The sequence below is a fragment of the Pseudomonas sp. SBT1-2 genome (genome assembly GCF_028640875.1).
Lineage (GTDB): Bacteria > Pseudomonadota > Gammaproteobacteria > Pseudomonadales > Pseudomonadaceae > Aquipseudomonas > Aquipseudomonas chlororaphis_I.
The window spans coordinates 106,115-121,879 of sequence record NZ_JAQZAA010000009.1 but is presented as its reverse complement, the minus strand read 5'-3'; the positions used below and the strand labels follow the sequence as shown (position 1 = coordinate 121,879).

13 protein-coding genes are annotated in these 15,765 nt (G+C 59.7%); all 13 read right to left on the bottom strand.

All coding sequences use genetic code 11. The annotated features are described in order from the left end of the window. Window positions 1-17: 17 nt before the first annotated feature. The 13 genes from PVZ78_RS00815 to PVZ78_RS00755 all read right to left on the bottom strand — a co-directional run bounded on the left by PVZ78_RS00815 (window position 18) and on the right by PVZ78_RS00755 (window position 14,168). Window positions 18-1,523 carry a DNA cytosine methyltransferase gene (locus tag PVZ78_RS00815; RefSeq protein ID WP_273828101.1) on the bottom strand — a complete coding sequence of 502 codons (1,506 nt, stop codon included), beginning with the start codon at window positions 1,521-1,523 and terminating at the stop codon, window positions 18-20. 476 nt (window positions 1,524-1,999) lie between these two features. Continuing rightward, window positions 2,000-4,003, bottom strand: a complete 2,004-nt coding sequence (locus tag PVZ78_RS00810) for a DNA topoisomerase III (RefSeq protein ID WP_273828100.1) — start codon at window positions 4,001-4,003, stop codon at window positions 2,000-2,002. A 301-nt stretch (window positions 4,004-4,304) separates the two neighbouring features. Next, entirely contained in the window at window positions 4,305-4,706 is a 402-nt protein-coding gene (locus PVZ78_RS00805; protein ID WP_273828099.1) for a single-stranded DNA-binding protein, read from the bottom strand. Between the two features lie 102 nt (window positions 4,707-4,808). Beyond that, window positions 4,809-5,345: a DUF3158 family protein gene (locus tag PVZ78_RS00800; RefSeq protein WP_273828098.1), complete on the bottom strand. Its 537-nt coding sequence runs from the start codon at window positions 5,343-5,345 to the stop codon at window positions 4,809-4,811. Continuing rightward, a complete protein-coding gene (locus PVZ78_RS00795) occupies window positions 5,342-6,145 on the bottom strand; it encodes a PFL_4669 family integrating conjugative element protein (RefSeq protein ID WP_337960400.1) in 804 nt (267 codons plus the stop codon). Before PVZ78_RS00795 ends, PVZ78_RS00800 begins: the two co-directional genes overlap by 4 nt. A gap of 418 nt (window positions 6,146-6,563) precedes the next feature. Then, window positions 6,564-7,760, bottom strand: a complete 1,197-nt coding sequence (locus PVZ78_RS00790; RefSeq protein WP_443218347.1) for an STY4528 family pathogenicity island replication protein — start codon at window positions 7,758-7,760, stop codon at window positions 6,564-6,566. Continuing rightward, entirely contained in the window at window positions 7,757-8,317 is a 561-nt protein-coding gene (locus tag PVZ78_RS00785; RefSeq protein WP_273828096.1) for a DUF2857 domain-containing protein, read from the bottom strand. The genes PVZ78_RS00790 and PVZ78_RS00785 overlap by 4 nt, the downstream gene beginning before the upstream one ends. 11 nt (window positions 8,318-8,328) lie before the next feature. Then, complete coding sequence (locus tag PVZ78_RS00780) at window positions 8,329-10,068, bottom strand: ParB family protein (RefSeq protein ID WP_273828095.1); 1,740 nt, start codon at window positions 10,066-10,068, stop codon at window positions 8,329-8,331. Further along, window positions 10,061-10,336, bottom strand: a complete 276-nt coding sequence (locus PVZ78_RS00775; RefSeq protein ID WP_273828094.1) for a type II toxin-antitoxin system HicA family toxin — start codon at window positions 10,334-10,336, stop codon at window positions 10,061-10,063. The genes PVZ78_RS00780 and PVZ78_RS00775 overlap by 8 nt, the downstream gene beginning before the upstream one ends. Beyond that, window positions 10,329-11,183 carry a ParA family protein gene (locus tag PVZ78_RS00770; protein WP_273828093.1) on the bottom strand — a complete coding sequence of 285 codons (855 nt, stop codon included), beginning with the start codon at window positions 11,181-11,183 and terminating at the stop codon, window positions 10,329-10,331. Before PVZ78_RS00770 ends, PVZ78_RS00775 begins: the two co-directional genes overlap by 8 nt. 2 nt (window positions 11,184-11,185) lie before the next feature. Then, window positions 11,186-11,410, bottom strand: a complete 225-nt coding sequence (locus tag PVZ78_RS00765) for an AlpA family transcriptional regulator (RefSeq protein ID WP_273828092.1) — start codon at window positions 11,408-11,410, stop codon at window positions 11,186-11,188. A 464-nt stretch (window positions 11,411-11,874) separates the two neighbouring features. Then, a complete protein-coding gene (locus tag PVZ78_RS00760) occupies window positions 11,875-12,774 on the bottom strand; it encodes a LysR family transcriptional regulator (RefSeq protein WP_273828091.1) in 900 nt (299 codons plus the stop codon). A gap of 881 nt (window positions 12,775-13,655) precedes the next feature. Next, a complete protein-coding gene (locus PVZ78_RS00755; protein WP_273828090.1) occupies window positions 13,656-14,168 on the bottom strand; it encodes an H-NS family nucleoid-associated regulatory protein in 513 nt (170 codons plus the stop codon). Between the last annotated feature and the right edge of the window lie 1,597 nt (window positions 14,169-15,765).

Genomic DNA, 15,765 nt, shown 5'->3' with positions numbered 1-15,765 from the left:
TACGATCAGAGAGTGACTCAAATTTTGACTGGAACGTGCAGCACGCGCAGCAAGCGTTGACCGACCCACGTGACGCAGGGCACAGCCATGGAGTTGCCAATGGCCTTGTAACGGGGCGCGTCGGCCGCCGGCTTGCCGCGGTATGGCACCAACGTCCAGTTGTCCGGCATACCCTGCAGGCGCTCACACTCCACAGGCATAAGGCGGCGCACACGCCAGGTAGACCAATCAGGAGTAGCGCCCTCGCGTGACGGCGCAGGTGCGTACTGAAAGTGCGCCTCAATGCTCGGCATGACTACATGGCCTTTGTCTCCATCTCCACTACTGGCGCGCAGCGTTGGCGAGAGATTGCCGCCCAATTCGGCAATGGCGCCGTAGGCCCGCCCACCAATGGCAACGCTGGCCACGGCGGGAATGCCATAGGCGGCTTTGCCGGAAGACATCAGTGCGCCGGTGAGTTGGCCGTGGCCCGATTCGAGCCGTACCTCTCCACGGCTGTTCTGTGCCCAGGCGAGTGGGGTGTGGGCGGCGTAGGCAGTGCTGACGATGGGTACGCCGCGGCCGGTTCCGTCCTCGCTGCAGCCCTTGCCGTTGTTGGCGGTGCCGAGGGTATGGCTGATAGGGCCGGTAACGGATTGCGCAACGAAGGTTTCAACTTCGAAGTCGCACTTGTGGCCACGGGCGGTAAGGCAGGCGGCACGTTCCAGCGGGCCACGGGTGTTGCCGCCTCCGAACGAAATCGAGACTTTGCCGTAGGCTGGATTCAATCCGCCTGCGTAGCAGCCTGAGCGGTCAACACCTGGAGTAGTACTGTCGGCAGGGATTTGCCACGGCGCATAGCCCTGCGCAAAATCCCTGTGCACGCCCGTGGACTCAAAAAGTACTGCGGCGGGATCGAGGTCGTCACGAGCACTTGCGACAAGAAACACGCGCCGGCGGCGTTGTGCGACTCCGAAGTATTGAGCGTCCAGAACCCGCCACGCGATGACCCGCTGCGGTCCATACACAGCACCAGCGTACGTCCAGCGCGTCCCTGCAGGCTGCAGTGGGTATTTTTCCCCAGCCAACGCGCCAAGCAGGTGACCAAAGGCGTTGGTACGGTCTGAGAGGACGCCGGGGACGTTTTCCCAGACGAGGACCGAGGACGGGCGGCGGCTTTCGAGACGTGCTTGGTCGATGGCATTGGCGAGCTCCACATAGCTGAGGGTCAGTGCACCGCGAGGGTCGGCCATGCCTTGGCGGGCGCCGGCGATACTGAAAGATTGGCAGGGCGTCCCGCCGACCAGGATGTCGGGGGCTTCCACGACACCGCTGCGGACCTGGTCGGCGATGCCGGTCATGTCGCCCAGATTGGGAACGGTCGGGTGATGGTGGGACAGCACGGCGCTGGGGAAAGGCTCGATCTCCGAGAACCAGGCCGGTTGCATGCCCAAGGGTTGCCACGCAAGGCTGACAGCTTCGATTCCGCTGCAAACACTGCCGTAGCGTAGTGGGGGTGGTTCGTGTGCTGAATGGTGCTTCATGGCTTTCTCTCCAGGTTCGGTTTGGGGGTACGGGCGGGAAAAGCGCACCGAAGGCATCAGCCTTCGGTGAGAGAGAAAGGAGCCACCCATGGGCTGGCGCAGAGGCTTGGCCGTCGTCAGTGCCTGCCGCTGCTTCAGCGTTCACACCCGACCCGTTTCGTGGCTGGGGTCAGTATTTGAAGGCGCACATCCGCGCACAAAAGGATCCCGTTTTTCACCGGCGGGCACCGGTGCTGATTACCGTCGACCCGGCGGGCCTCCTGGCGACTCGCGTTGCAAGTGGTCAGGAGGCCCGCCGTGGATGGCGGGACTAGACGCGATCAGAGGCGCCGCAGGTTGCGGCGGGTGACAGGTCGTCTTCACGACCGTGCCGTTGGCACCGGTCGCGCACACCATTTCAGAAGCGGCTAGGTGCGCTTGGGCAGCCTCGCGTAGCGAGACTTGGGGCGGGTTTGGGAAGCCAGTGTTGTTTTCGCTCAGCCGGGCTTGGCACGTTTGGATTTGCGCGGCGAATGGCGCTTGGCCTCAATGGTGACGGTGCCCTTGCACTCGGGGTAGCGGCAGCAGGACCAGAACGCGCCGCTCTTGCCGCTGCGTTGCCGGGTGGCTGCGCTACAAACTGGGCAGTCGGGACCCTGGGAAACATTGATCGCCAGCGGGATGCGGCTGTATTGCTGGATCAGTTGGGTCACCCAGGCCGACTGCTTAACTACAAAAGCGTCCAGGGTCAATGTTCCAGCTTCGATCATGTCGAGAGCCTGCTCCCAGATAGCGGTTGTTCCCGGATCGGCTATGGCAGCCGGGACGGCATCAATGAGGGTGAAGGCGGCGTCGGAAGCGCGCACTGCACGGCCTTTGGTGATCAGATAGCCACGATCCAACAGGCCTTTGATGATGCTTGCGCGGGTGGCTTCGGTGCCAATTCCCGTGGTGTCCTTGAGCGTCTGTTTCAGGCGTGGATCGCTGACCAGCTTGGCCACGGTCTTCATCGCTTTGACCAGTTCACCCTGGGTGTACGGACGCGGTGGCTGGGTCTTCAAGGCCTTGAGCGCGACCTGTTCAACGCGGCACGGTGAACCTTCGCTCAATTGCGGCAGAACCTGACTGCGCTGCGGGACATCGCCTTCGGCATCATCCGCGGGCGCATCGGTGAGTACCTGGTGCCATCCGTGCACGATGATCTGTTTGCCAGTAGCACGTAGGGTTTCGCCCGCGCATGTGAGCATCACAACGGTACGGTCGTACTCGTGGTGAGGCAGGAACTGAGCAAGGAAGTGTGAGCGGATCAGCCGGTAGACAGCCTGCTCCTTCTCTGACATTGCCACGAGATTCGCCGGCTCAAGCGTGGGAATGATGCCGTGGTGGGCGGTGATTTTGCCGTCGTTCCATGCACGGGAGCGCAGGTTAGGGTCGAGCATGTCGATGACCGGGCGTAGGCTCGGCTCGGTGGCCACCAGGGCGGCCAGGACAGTCGGCACTTCGGCAAACATGCTCTCGGGTAGGTAGCCACAGTCGGAGCGGGGATATGTCGTTGCTTTGTGCATCTCATACAGCGCCTGAGCGATATCCAGGGTTTCTTGCACATCCATGCCGAGGCGGCGGGAGCAGACTTCCTGCAAAGTTCCGAGGTCAAACGGCAGTGGCGCCACCTCACGAACGCGCTCGGTCGAGACAGACGTGACCCGTGCCATGCCGCCCGCCCGGATACGATCGGATGCAAGCTGGGCGACCGTTTGGTTGACGCAGCGCCCTTCGGCGTCTGCCTGTCCTTCGGGCGGCAACCAGCTCGCTGCAAAGGACTGCACGGCCTGAGAGAGACTCACGTCCACGACCCAGAACGGAACGGAGACAAAGCGGGCGATCTCGCGGTCACGGTCGACGACCAGGCGCAGGGTGGGTGTTTGCACCCGTCCCACAGAGAGAACGCCGTCATAGCCTGCCTGGCGGCCAAGTATTGTGAACAGGCGGCTGAGGTTCATCCCAATCAGCCAGTCCGCACGCGAGCGGGCCAGGGCCGAGTGGTACATCAGCAGGGTCTCGTTCGACTCTTTCAGTGCACCCAACGCTTTGCGGATCGATGCATCGTTCAGCGCCGATAGCCACAGGCGTTTGATCGGGCCGCGATAGGCACAGAGTTCGACCAGCTCACGGGCGATCATCTCGCCTTCGCGATCGGCATCGGTGGCGATCACCAGCTGGCTGGCCTTGGCCAGCAGGGCCTTGACGACCTTGAATTGCGTGGCGGTGTTCGGCTTGACGTCTACCTGCCATCGCTCGGGAATGATCGGTAGTTGTTCCAGGGACCAGCGCTTGTACTGCTCGCCGTAGCTCTCCGGTGGAGCAGCTTCGACCAGGTGGCCTATGCACCAAGTAACTGTGAAACCCTGGCCGTTGAAGCAGCCTGATCCGCGTTGCGATGCGCCAAGGATGCGTGCGATGTCTTTGCCTTGAGAGGGCTTTTCGCACAAGTACAACTGCATACCGCCTCCTCAACGCCGTGCTGGAAGATCTTCGATAGGCAGCAGCTTGCGTTCGGGGGCACATCGGCACCGCAAACAACGCGGCACGCGTTTGTACCGAGTTATTTGCGCAGTTGTTTGTAGATGAGGAGGGGTTGCAGGGACGCAGCAGGGGGAACGTCAGCCGTCTGAGATGTGCAGCCGGTGGGCTGGAACTGGGTGGAACTCAGTGGAATCTGGTTGAGCCAGAGCGGGGGATGGCCACCGCAGGCTATACCCGGGGGTATAGCTGCGGCAGCAGATGCTATCGGCTGAGAAAAAGCTATTCGTCCACCTTGTCGCCGGAGCCGGGCTCAGACTTTGGCTTCATGGTGACCGCGTCCAACCTGTACGGGAGGATGCCAATGTTACGGGCGTTGATCTTGTGCGTGTGTTGAGGCCTATCGTCAGCGTCCTTCCAGTCGTCCCGTTCCTGACGGCCAGCGACGAAAACGCGCATGCCGCGCTGGTACAAGGTGCTCCAATGCTCTGCATCCTTGTGCCAGATCTCGACGGGCGCCCAGAATCCGCCGCGATCCTCGAAACTTCCATCCTTGCTGGGTACCGGGTTGTCGAAATAGACGTTCAGACGCAGCAACCGGCGCGGCTCCTCATTGCCGTTGGGAAACTCGCGAAATTCGGGTGCTGATCCGATGTTGCCTTCGCCGAAAAAGTGGGTGCTCATGGTGAATTCCTCATGGTTGAAGCCTTGCCGCTGGGGGCAGCGGCACAGGTGCTGTTGGGCCATCTGACAACCCGGTTGGCGCAGGTCGCCGGATTGGCGCATTCAATCGCTTGGTCGGGTTGGCGCAACGCGGTTGTCCTGCTCGCACCGGTGCAGGTAGGTTTCCTCGGCCAGCGCAAACTTGCTGGCGCACTCGGCGGCCTGGCGAGCGAGGCTGTGGGTCAAACTGATGTGCATGTTGAGCAGCACACGCTGCTGCTCCAGTTCATACAAGTCGTCGATCAGCGATGGCGGCGTAGTAGGACTGGCAATCAATGCTTGCCAGAGCGCCACGCCCATGTTTGAGCGATCCAGGTTGCGCCAGCGAAGGAAGACCGTGCCTGCGCCAGTTGTCTGTTGGGCCAGCTGTATGGGCAACAAGTTGAAGGGATGCGCCCGTGCCCGAGCGAGTACCCGTCGTTGCGCCAGGGCGATGAGGTCGTCCCTCAATGCGCCACACTGGCTGGCCCAGGTCGCTAGCGCTCCCTTACCCTTAAAAGGCCTTAAAAGGCCTTTTAGGTAGGCTGCATGTTCCAGACACTGGAAGTCAGCCTGTTCCAGCGGGGCGATGCGCCGTGGAGTGGATCCCGAGTGGTTCATGCCGGGTGGTCCTCGTCTTCAGATCCCGGTGCTGGCTCATCCTCGGCACCGGACTCGCCACGCTCTGCATCAATGCTGCTGTCAGGCTCTGCATTGACGGCATCAGCGTCAACGCGCAGGTTGGTGCGTCGTGGCAATGGCGGGGCGAAACGGCTACGCCGGGTACCTTCGAGCACGTCCTGTGGAAGCTCGCCAAACTTCTCCAGTGCCAGGCGTGCGGCGGCATTGTTGGCGGCAAAGTCGTCGCGCTGGGTCCCGGAGTAGCGGTACTGCTGTGCCATAGCGAAGAGGCTGCGCAGTGCGTGCGCGCCTTCGTTGAGCCAGCGCTCGAGAGTGCTGCGATCGATTAGCGCGGTGTGGTGGGCCAGGATCAGCTTGCGGGCGATCTCGTCATAGTCCGCGAGCAGGTAGACGGCCATGAAGCCGAGCTGGGCGTTGACGAACAGGGGGAGCTTCACTGGCTGAACGTTCAAATTCTCCCCGATGGACATAGCCGCGGGCACGTCGGTGAGGGCCAGGTCCACTTGCTCACGCAAAGCTTGCAGGGTGGTGCGTGTTTGTTCCAGCTTCTCTTCGACCCGAAGCATCCACCAGTCTGAGTAGGGATCGTCCTGCTCGGATCCCCGCTTCATCTTGTTCATGATTGAGATGTAGCCGTTGAGGCCGACGATGCCGGCACGGTCTTCAGAGGGGGCGCGGCCATGCCAGATGCGCGAGGCGTGGTGGGTGTGAAGCGTCAGCGACATCGCGCTGCGCAGGGAACCGAGGTTCAACTGCAGGGATTCTGGTTCGTTTGCCATGTGTGACGACTCGTTGTGGTGTTTCGAGTCGCCAGCATCGGCTTCAACCGGAAGGCCGTCAGTGATCAAACTGCACACGCGGCCCGCCATATTTGTGACAAGTCCTCGGACTTTCCTTCTGGCTTTGCGGCTCGCCGGGAAGGCAGTGTGTTGCGCTATACCCGGGGTATAGGCGTCGCTGGAACTGGGTGGACGCTCGTCGTGCCGACACATGGTCGGCTGCTTGAGGTCAAGCTGGAAGGCAGTATGTTGCGCTATACCCGGGGTATAGGCGTCGTCGGAACTGGGTGGACACTCGCCATGCCGACTCATGTTCGGGCTGTCCGAGGTCACGCTGGAAAGCAGTGTGTTGCGCTATACCTGGGGTATAGCCCCAGGTGGAAGCCACCAGAATCCCTACTTCAGACATCGGCCGCGTCTACGGAAGTTTCAGGATCGAGCGCAGGCGATCGATGTGCGCCCGCGCGACATCCGGTGAGGCTGGGACACTGACCTGCGGCTCGACCTTCTCCACTGGGGGGCTGGAGCTTGGCTTCTGCGCAGCCCAGGGTTGGAATTCCCCACGGATCGCTTTCTGGATGATGCCGAACAGGTAGCCTGCCGGGTTGCGGATCCCGCTGTCCTGGCACCGCGTCTGCCACTCATCCAGGATGGCTTGGTGCAATGCCGGATCGACAGGCTGCAGCGCGGCCAATGCCCCTGTCTGCTGCTCAGCCTTCAGGCGCAGAAAGCGCTCTGGAAAGCGAAGAGTTGCCTGTGCACGCGGTACAGTACGTACTTCTTTTATATTGCTTTCTATACGTACAGTACTATCGGTCTTCGGATTCCGAACGCTGTCGTTTTTTCTCGCTTTGCCACCCGCTTCGGATTCCGAAGTGGTGTGGGAATCCTTCCGAAGAAGGCTCTTGGCCCCCTCTTCGGATTCGTATTCGCCGTCATCCTGTGGATAATTTTTCCGACATACCCAGCCTTGTTCGCTGAGGCGTTGCGTGAGTACTTGGATCCGGCTCGGCAGTGTTTTCCCACGAAGTTGAGGGTCCTCGGACATTTCCTTCAGCGTGTGCACTCCGACACGTTGAATGGACTTGCTAGCGTGAGCCAAGGCGTTGCTGACCAGGCCCAAATAGTCCTGATCCAATTGAATGGCTTCGAACAGTGTCAGCGGCTCATCGTGAAGCACATACAGGTTGCCTTGGATTCGGCCAGTAGGCGGATCGCGCCGTCGGCGTACCAAACTGATCCACCGTGTCAGCCTGAGCAAGGTCAGGGCCCGTGCCACGGTTTCATGCGAGGCCCGATCAGTGCATGGCATGGAAGCAAGCCACGGGGCCAACTGGTCGTATGTAGGGAATGCGGTGATGCCGTCGTCATTGAGCATCAGCCTCAGGGCCTGCCAGGCGTTGCGCTCGAGCGGTGTCAGGCGTTTGTCGAGCAGTAGCGCGCGCGGCACACTGTCGTGCCGGTTGCCGCTGAAGATGAACCCGTCGGCTTGGCCAGGCGCTGTTGATGGCTCAGGTGCGGGCGGCGGGGGCTGAAGAATATGCCCAAGTGCCTCATTGAACAGATCACCTAATGAAATCGGCTCGTCGTCGCGGCGTGTCCCGGACATACTCAGCTGAGTCCTTCAGCAAGCCATCCGCGAATTGCGCTCCAGATGACCGACAACGGCAACTCGGTCGCCTCGGCAAGATCTGCCGCAAGTGAGAGCATGGCGGTTTCGTCATTGCGATCGATATTGCGCTGCTTCAACTGCTGTGACCAACGCCTCCACAGGTCGGTGTCCTGACCCTCGGTGAGAACCGGGTGCCGTCCCCGACGTTTCGGCAGGCCCAGCACATCACGGCGTACCGCCGTTTCTTGATGGGTGTAGCCGAAGAAGCGGCCGATCAACTCAGTGCTCGCGCCTAGACGCAGCAGACGATCCACGTCCCGCAACTGCTTGGAGTCCTCTTCGACCTGTCTCAGCAAGTGGCGAAGAACATCGCGATTGACCATAACGGAACACCAATTGACGAGCGCATTGGCGAGCAGGCTGACCATGGCCGGATCCTTGAGTATGCGCAGGTCGTCGTCCTCGAATCCCATCGATTTGGCCCGGCGCAGTTGACCGTTGCGCAAGTCGTGAAGCACCTGCGCGATCACTGCCTGATTCAGGGGGTGCGGTCCAGCCATAGTCGGTCCCCTTACGGTTCTGGTATGACTTCAGTGTCGGCCACTGCTGAGGTGCCGGATTCAAGTTCAAATAGCCTGCGCGCAAGCCGCAGTAGCCTGAACAACTTGACTAAGCCGGCGTCGCTAATGCGCGCCGGCGGTTCCAACAGTGGCTGACGGAGCTCACCGCCCTGCAGCAGGGGGGCGAGGTCACATACCAGTTGGCTAGTGTCGCTCGTAGGGCTGACGCTCGAGAGGGGCTGGTAAGGAGAACTCAGGGCATCCAGCAGCGTCAGTACCGCCCTGGCGAACACGGACGCTGCGCCGACCTCATCGGTGGAGGAGAGCTCACAGAAGAAGCCGAGGCCACCCGTGACAGGGCATATGACGCCGGCGTGACCTGCCTCTTGCGCGATCTCACGAGCGAACTGCGCGATATGTAGCCTCAGGCGTTCGGGTTCATCCAGACCGGGTTCGATGTACCACACGTCAGTGATGGGATACAGGCCGTCAACCTGCACCGGTATGGATTGCAGGACGTTGCTTTTGAAATCTGGCGGTGCCTCGCCGAGATGTTCGGAGACCAGGCGCTGGATTGACTGCAATCGGTCCGAGCTCTCGACTGGAGAGACGAGATGCGCGTTCAATGAAGAAGTGTCGCTTGGCTCCGGCGGGTCCTTGTCGTACTGAAGAGGCAGTTCTTCGCTGGCTGCTGTAGACGTAACACCGATCGGTGTTGTGTTGGCATCAACGTCCTTGTCCTGGGAGGAGGCGGGATCGACACGCTTCTCTGAACTGGGCGGGGTGGCGTCAGGCAGCGTGGCCGAGGGCACGGATGTTGGCGCTACCGCAGAAGGCAGAGGCTCCGGCTCGCTATGCAGTAGCTGCCAGCGGTTCTCCGCTTCGATAATTTCGATAGCCAGGGTGTCGTACTGCACTTCGAGCAGATCAGCCATCTGGCCCAGAAGTTCGTCTTGCACCCGCTGCACAGAGAAGGCTCCTGCGGCGGTGTCGAACTGGATCAGCACGTCCTGGAACAGCGACGAGAAGTCTAGAGCCGGCTGATCGGCCGTGGAATGGGCTTCCCAGATGCGAGAGCCCGCGCGGCGCAGACTGGTCAGTTGCTCAATCTGGTGGCGCCCCAGGCCGCCGTAGAGCACATTGGGTATGGCGGGCAGGAGATACTGAATCGCCTCTTGCATGCGGCTGATATGGGGCTGGGGCACAGGGTAGCCATCGCTCTTCAACCGCCGTGCGAGTTCGGATTGCGACAGGGGCTTGCCCAGGTCCTGTTCGTACAGCTCTCTGGCCTTCTCCACCCCGAGAGCGCGCTCGATGAAAGACAGCCCACCGTGAAGTTCGTTCTCAGCCAAGTGGCCAGTCAGCGCGACGATCTCGCCACGCTCAGGCCAGGGGCGGAACAGGCAGCCAATTCGGAAGAAACGCTCATCTTTGGTCTCGGACCAGAGCTCGCGCAGTATTGCCAACCGGGTATTGCCGCCGTTGCGGATGATGTAGTGCGCAGCGCCTGGTCGCCGAGTGATCGGCGGCGGAGCGTCGAGTCCGCGTTCATGGATCGAGGCTTTGATCTCGTCATAGCGAGGGTTTCGTGTGAGCCGCGGGTCGAGTTCGTACGGGCGCAGTTCGTCCAGCGTGACGACCATGTGGGTGTCGACGATAGGATCGGAAAGTGTGTCAGCGACGGGGCCATTGTGGGTGAACCCTTCACTGAGTAGCTTTTCCGCCATGCCCTGGGTGGAGATGTCAGCCATAGCGATCCCCTCCGTAGTCCGTATCGATCTTGTTGTCGTCAGCGTCTGCCTCAGCTTGACGCTGAGCGCGCTTCAGCATGGCTTGGGCATTGCGTCCACCACGGTGATCGCTGACGGTCGAACTGGTGAAGATCGGAGGCAGGCCGGGCTTGACGAACCGCAAGTGCCCCCCCGGCGTACGATTTACAGTCCAGCCCTCCTTCAGGGCGTATTCGACGAGCGGTAGTAGCTGCTTGTGCCCGCGGCACAGATTCCGCGCATTAGCCATGGACGCCTCCCGGTGCAGTCTTGCCGGTCACACTGTCGAAACGCACCTTCCATTGAGGAAAGAGCTCACTGCCCAGTCCCTGCATTACCTCCAGGGCTGCAGGCGATACGCGGCCCGTTGGACGCCGCGTTTCTACGCGGTGGACTGGCAGCCCCCGCACTGCCGCACGCTGAATGGCTTCGCTTGCAGGAACTTCGCTTCGAAGTATTTGGATTCCAGGCCTTTCCTGGAACAAATGCCGCAACGCCTGCCGGATCAATCTGGCATTGGTTGATACCGCCGGCATTCGATTGATCAGTAGGTGCAGAGGTGGAAGGTCGACCCCTAGACGGCTGTACGGCGCAATATCTTCCATCAATTGCAATGTGCCGCGCCGAAGCTCACGGGCTGAAAGAATTTCCGGTGTGACAGGTGAGACACAGAGGCTGGAGGCGAGTACTGCCATCTCCAACGTCACGCTGCGCGCGCCTTGAGTGTCGATAAGCACCAGGTCGTAGTAGGGTTCGAAGTTCGATAACAGGTTGCGCAACCTGAGCCTGCCATCGGGAGCGTTAAGCAGCAGCGTATTGAGCTGGCGGTTCCCATCGTTCGAGAGAATTACGTCCAAGCGATCGATGGTGGTGCGAGACACCAATGCCTTGAGGTTTCGCTCATTGAAGGCAAGTAGCTCGTAGATTCCGCTCTCAGCTCGGTGCGCGAGCTGATAATAGGAGGAGAGAGTTGGTTGCATGTCGAGGTCGAGCAGCAGCACACGGAGACCTGCGTCAGCAGCAATGCCACCCAAATTCGCGGCGACCGTGGTTGCGCCAACGCCGCCTTTCGTGGAGATCACGGATAGGACCAGCATGGTCAGGCTCGCTCTAGCAAGCGTTCGGCGATCCATTGATCGATTTCGAATGAGTCCCAACCGACTGCCCGGATCCCAAGCCGTATGGGCTTTGGGAATTTCCCTTCCTGCATAAGGTTGTAGATGTGTGCGCGTTTGAAGCCAGTCTTGGCTTCGACTTCAGGCCGGCGGAGGATGCGGCGCTCGCGTTCTACGGGATGTGCCTCAGCTTCGTTCTTCTGCAACATCGTGATCACTCCTTAATGCTCGGTGGCATCGCTTGGTCGTGACACGTATTAGGAGACACCAACGCACTGGCTTCCCTGATCAATCGGGAACGACAACACTCCCTATTCTTTTCGTTGTGTGTTCTGCCAGACCTCTGTCACTGTTGTAATGAGAGTCTGGCCGCATCGTTGCTTTTAGAAATAGCGAGATTGAGCTTACTTGCTGCTGTTTGAGCCATCCGCCAATTAGGGCATGCTCTTCGCGCATCATCACTGACGAATATGGCAGTGTCGATGATGGAAGAACTCGTCGTGGACTCGCTAGGGCTCTGGGCACCCAGGCACACGCGCATGGTTAAAAAAGGTGCACAGGAGGGCTGTATCGCGCGAAGAAGTACCCGTGAAACAACGATAGGGCCAGTCGAATTTTGCATAACTTTTCGGCCATCGACTGGCACAGAAGTTGATAGATTTGTGCGGTGCGTCTACGTTTCTGTGTTGCCGACCTTCTTCATGCGTTGCACGAAACGGTCAAGTTCAGGCGATGCGGGACGATCCGGCCTCACTAGCAAGGTCTCTGCATCCGCAACCTCATCCCGTATTTCCCTGATGACCACACTCGGATGGGAGTAGAGTGCCACTTGTGATTCGAGTGCCAAGCCGATGCCGTATCCTGCGGCAACGAACATCATCGTTGTCTCGTGACCAGACACATAGGCTGACACGATAGGCTCGGGAAGCCGAGCGTTGCGAAAGACTCGGTTCAGGACATCGTATCCCCCCTCGCAGCGTTCCGGGTCGCACATGATCATCGGATGCTGGATGGCTTCGCTCAGTGGCAGCTTATCTCTCGTCACCAACGGGTGATGGGACGGGATCACAAACACTAATCGGTCAGTCCACGCCACCTCTTTGATAAGCCCTTCCGCTTCGCAGCCGGCAAGAGTAGTGAAGCCGGCATCAACTTGGTCGAACTTGAGGGCTTGGAACATTTCTTTTGCCGTCATCTCCAGCACGCGTATCTCAGTGAGAGGCTCCTCCGATCGACACCTGGAGAGTAGTTCCGTCATTCGAGGCTGAGCTAGTCCGTCAGTCAAGGCGATGCGCAAGTGTCCGCGATAGCCATGCTCGGCGGCTTTGGTTCGCGAGCGCACGCTCTTTAGAAATGAGAGAAGGCGCCGGGCATCTTCGCGAAATACCTCGCCAGACCAGGTCAGTCGGATTCTGCCCTTGCCTCGTTCGAAGAGGGCGACGCCAAGCTCTTCCTCTAGTTCTTTTATGACCCGAGAAAGTGCTGATTGGTGGATGTGGACCCTTTCTGCAGAGCGCGTGAAGTTCTGCTCTTCTGCAACAACTAGGAAATACTGAATCTGCCGAATGTTCATCTATGTGCTCCTTGTTGTTCTGCAGGGGCTCTTCAGTTCGATCGAACAGAGCGAGGCCTAGGCACCAAGGAGGTCCGGCATTTCTGAGGCTAATCAGAAGGACGCCATCATTTCTGTAGTTATTCCTTATCGTAGTGCGCACGCTCCTCTATCGCATCTTGAAGAGCCGCATGGCCCCGAGTAGAGGCATCTCCATAGAAATGCGTTTCTTCAATACGAAGTCAATCGATCATCGCAGCACGATCATGTCATTCGCCTTCGCACAAGCCCCATCGTTTGAATTGCACATCCTCATGCCGGAGAAGTCAGAGGGCGTTGGGACGCCAGTGCTTGTCCTACCCACCACCCACTAGTCCGCTCCGTCGAATTAGTCTGCACGGAATGGGCCGAGGCATGATTTATGACTTCATACACCAGGACAGCTCGGCTGCCACGACGCAGAGACATTTCGGGATTAATCTGCCGTATTTTCAGAACGTTCCCTAACGCGAGAGCTCAGCGCTGCGCGTGCGAACCAGCGACCATTCGCTCAGGATTCAGAGGTGGGCGCCTTAGGTGTTCCCGTTGGGCAAGCCTGATCGCTCTCGGAGGGGCCCGCAGAGCACGATATCTGCTACCAGGAAAGACTTGCGCCAGAGCGAATAGATGTCGCCCAATCGATGCGTGAATCCTGGCACTGCTTCAATGCGAGCAGTGCCAGGGCAAGGCATAGGCCAAATGAGTAGATATCGGTCAAGTCAATCTCCGACGCATCGATTGCAGCGCGGACCAGGTGGACCACGCTCTACATGTTCCGGAAGTGCCCGGTGTCAATCACGCAGCTTCCACTCAGTTTGTTCTGGTGCATCAGAAGGGCGTCGTAAACAGGAGCCCGAGCTGGATCAGACCTTCTGGTCGGCCTTTTTCCTGGCTTTCTTAGTGGGTCTATTGACGGCTTTCCGAGCGGTCTTTTTCGGAGCCTCGCCCGCATTCTTAACCACCTTGGAGGAGTCCTTCACAGTGCCCTCGGCTGGCGGGAACTTGGCGCCCGGGTTGGTCTTCGCCCAGGCTTTGCCATCGGCGGACTTCGCCCAGGTGGCAAATATCTTGGGTGTCAGCCCGCGCCCCGCCCATGTTTCACCGGTAGGAAGTCGGTATTTCGGCGCCACTTTTCCGAGCTTTCGGCCCCGACGGACACCAACGGCGGCTCTGGCGGTGCGCGCAGGTGTAGCGTCGATGGTTTCGCCAATGAGCTTGGCCACCTGACGACGTTGGGCAGTACTGAGGACCTTCGCATACTTCTGGAGCACGGCCAGTGCTTTGGGCACCTCGCCGTCACGCTTTTCCACCAGCTTCTTTTGGGCTTCGAGCAGTTTGATTTCGGCGTCTAGCGATTTAAGGGTCGTAAGGGCCAAGGGAGGGGTTCCGTTTTATGAAGGCAATGGGGTTATAGCTCATTCGCCCCGGGCAGGGCTACCCAACGTGAACCGTCCCAAGCTTCACTGACCCGTATCGCTGAGATAGCATCGACACGTCTTATCCTCCCTAGGATCAGGCACTGAGTGTCTTAAACACAAAGATACTGACACTCCCGTAGACAGCAGGAGCAACACATGCATGGAAAGCGCATCAAACCTCTCGCACAACTCTTTGTCTGTGCCGTACTTCCGCTTTTCTGCGCAGGGTGTTTCAGCTGCTCAGGGTCCGGAGGCTGGGAACGCGTGATGAATCCCCTCTGCCGCGAGGGATACCTGCCATCTGGTGCCTCCATGACGGCCCCCGAACGCACGACAGAAATTCCTGAAGAAGAACAAGCTCACCACCGCATGAACCTACGATGAAAGCCTTGGCTTTGATCGCATTTTCCCTCTCCATTGGCGTCGCCCTTACCGGAAGTATCGCCCCGTTCCGTGTAAAGGCACGCGCCTATGCCACTGCCGACATGATCCCGCCAGAGCGATCGGAAGCCGCCCTTCGTCGGTATCCCCCGCAGTGATGAAAGGAGAAGCCATTGTCGGCTGGCGCGCGCCCAGCCCGCACAGCTGCCTCGGAGGTCGAACAGTGGCTGCTGCGAGGCCAGCTACGGCACTATCGTTGGCAACGAATTCCGCGCGATTGGGTGTTCCGCAAGGCACAGACGCAGGGAAACTCCAACTAGAATGGCCGCGCTTTCACAGATCCGGATGCATGCACCCCCAACTGCAGGGACGCCATGAGCGTGAATATTGGAACCATCGCAGCTGCCGCACTACTGGCCCTGCTTGCCCCGGCGCTCACCCAGGCCTAGGAAAGCACGTCATCGACCCTGTCGCGCCTGATCGAGTGCAAGCTCTCCACTGAAGAGGTTGCCGGCTTTGTCGAACGGATCAATGCCGAACAGGTGCAGGACTTCGTCAAGAGCGATGTCGGCGGTGATTCCGCACTCAGCCTGTGGAACAGCGAGGAACTTGTCACTGCCTGGGGCGAGACCTCGGATCTGGTCAACATGTCCAGTACCACCGAGATGCATCTGGTCTTGCGGGTCCCTCTTGGCGAGGAACTGTCCCATGGCACGGTGATCGTCGATCGCATCGGTGGCATGTCGCCGCGCCCGGACTAGGCGGCGATGGAGGCGACGTATGGCTGGAAAAGCATGGACTATCGGAAGGCGCTGGGCAACAACCGCAACGTCCGTGTGCTGGTGGACCTGAGCTACTCGCCCGGCTGGGGTTCGTATGGGGATATCCAGTAGCCGATTCGGAAGCGAAGGACATCGCATTAGCGGGCGCTACACTTGTTGTGCCCGTTTTTCGTGTGATCTACGTTTAGAGGGGGGGGAGGGGGATGCGCCTGCGCCACTGTGGACCAAAGAACTGGCAATCGGCACACGCCTTGCGTATTTCTTCTGTGGGTGGGGTTGCCAAGATTGCTCGATTAGTCCATAATTCGGTCCATTGATTCGACGGGCTAACAAAAAAGTCCTTTGGAATCAGTTAGTTATATCGTTGATGGGAGACTCGTTTCCCGCTCCAA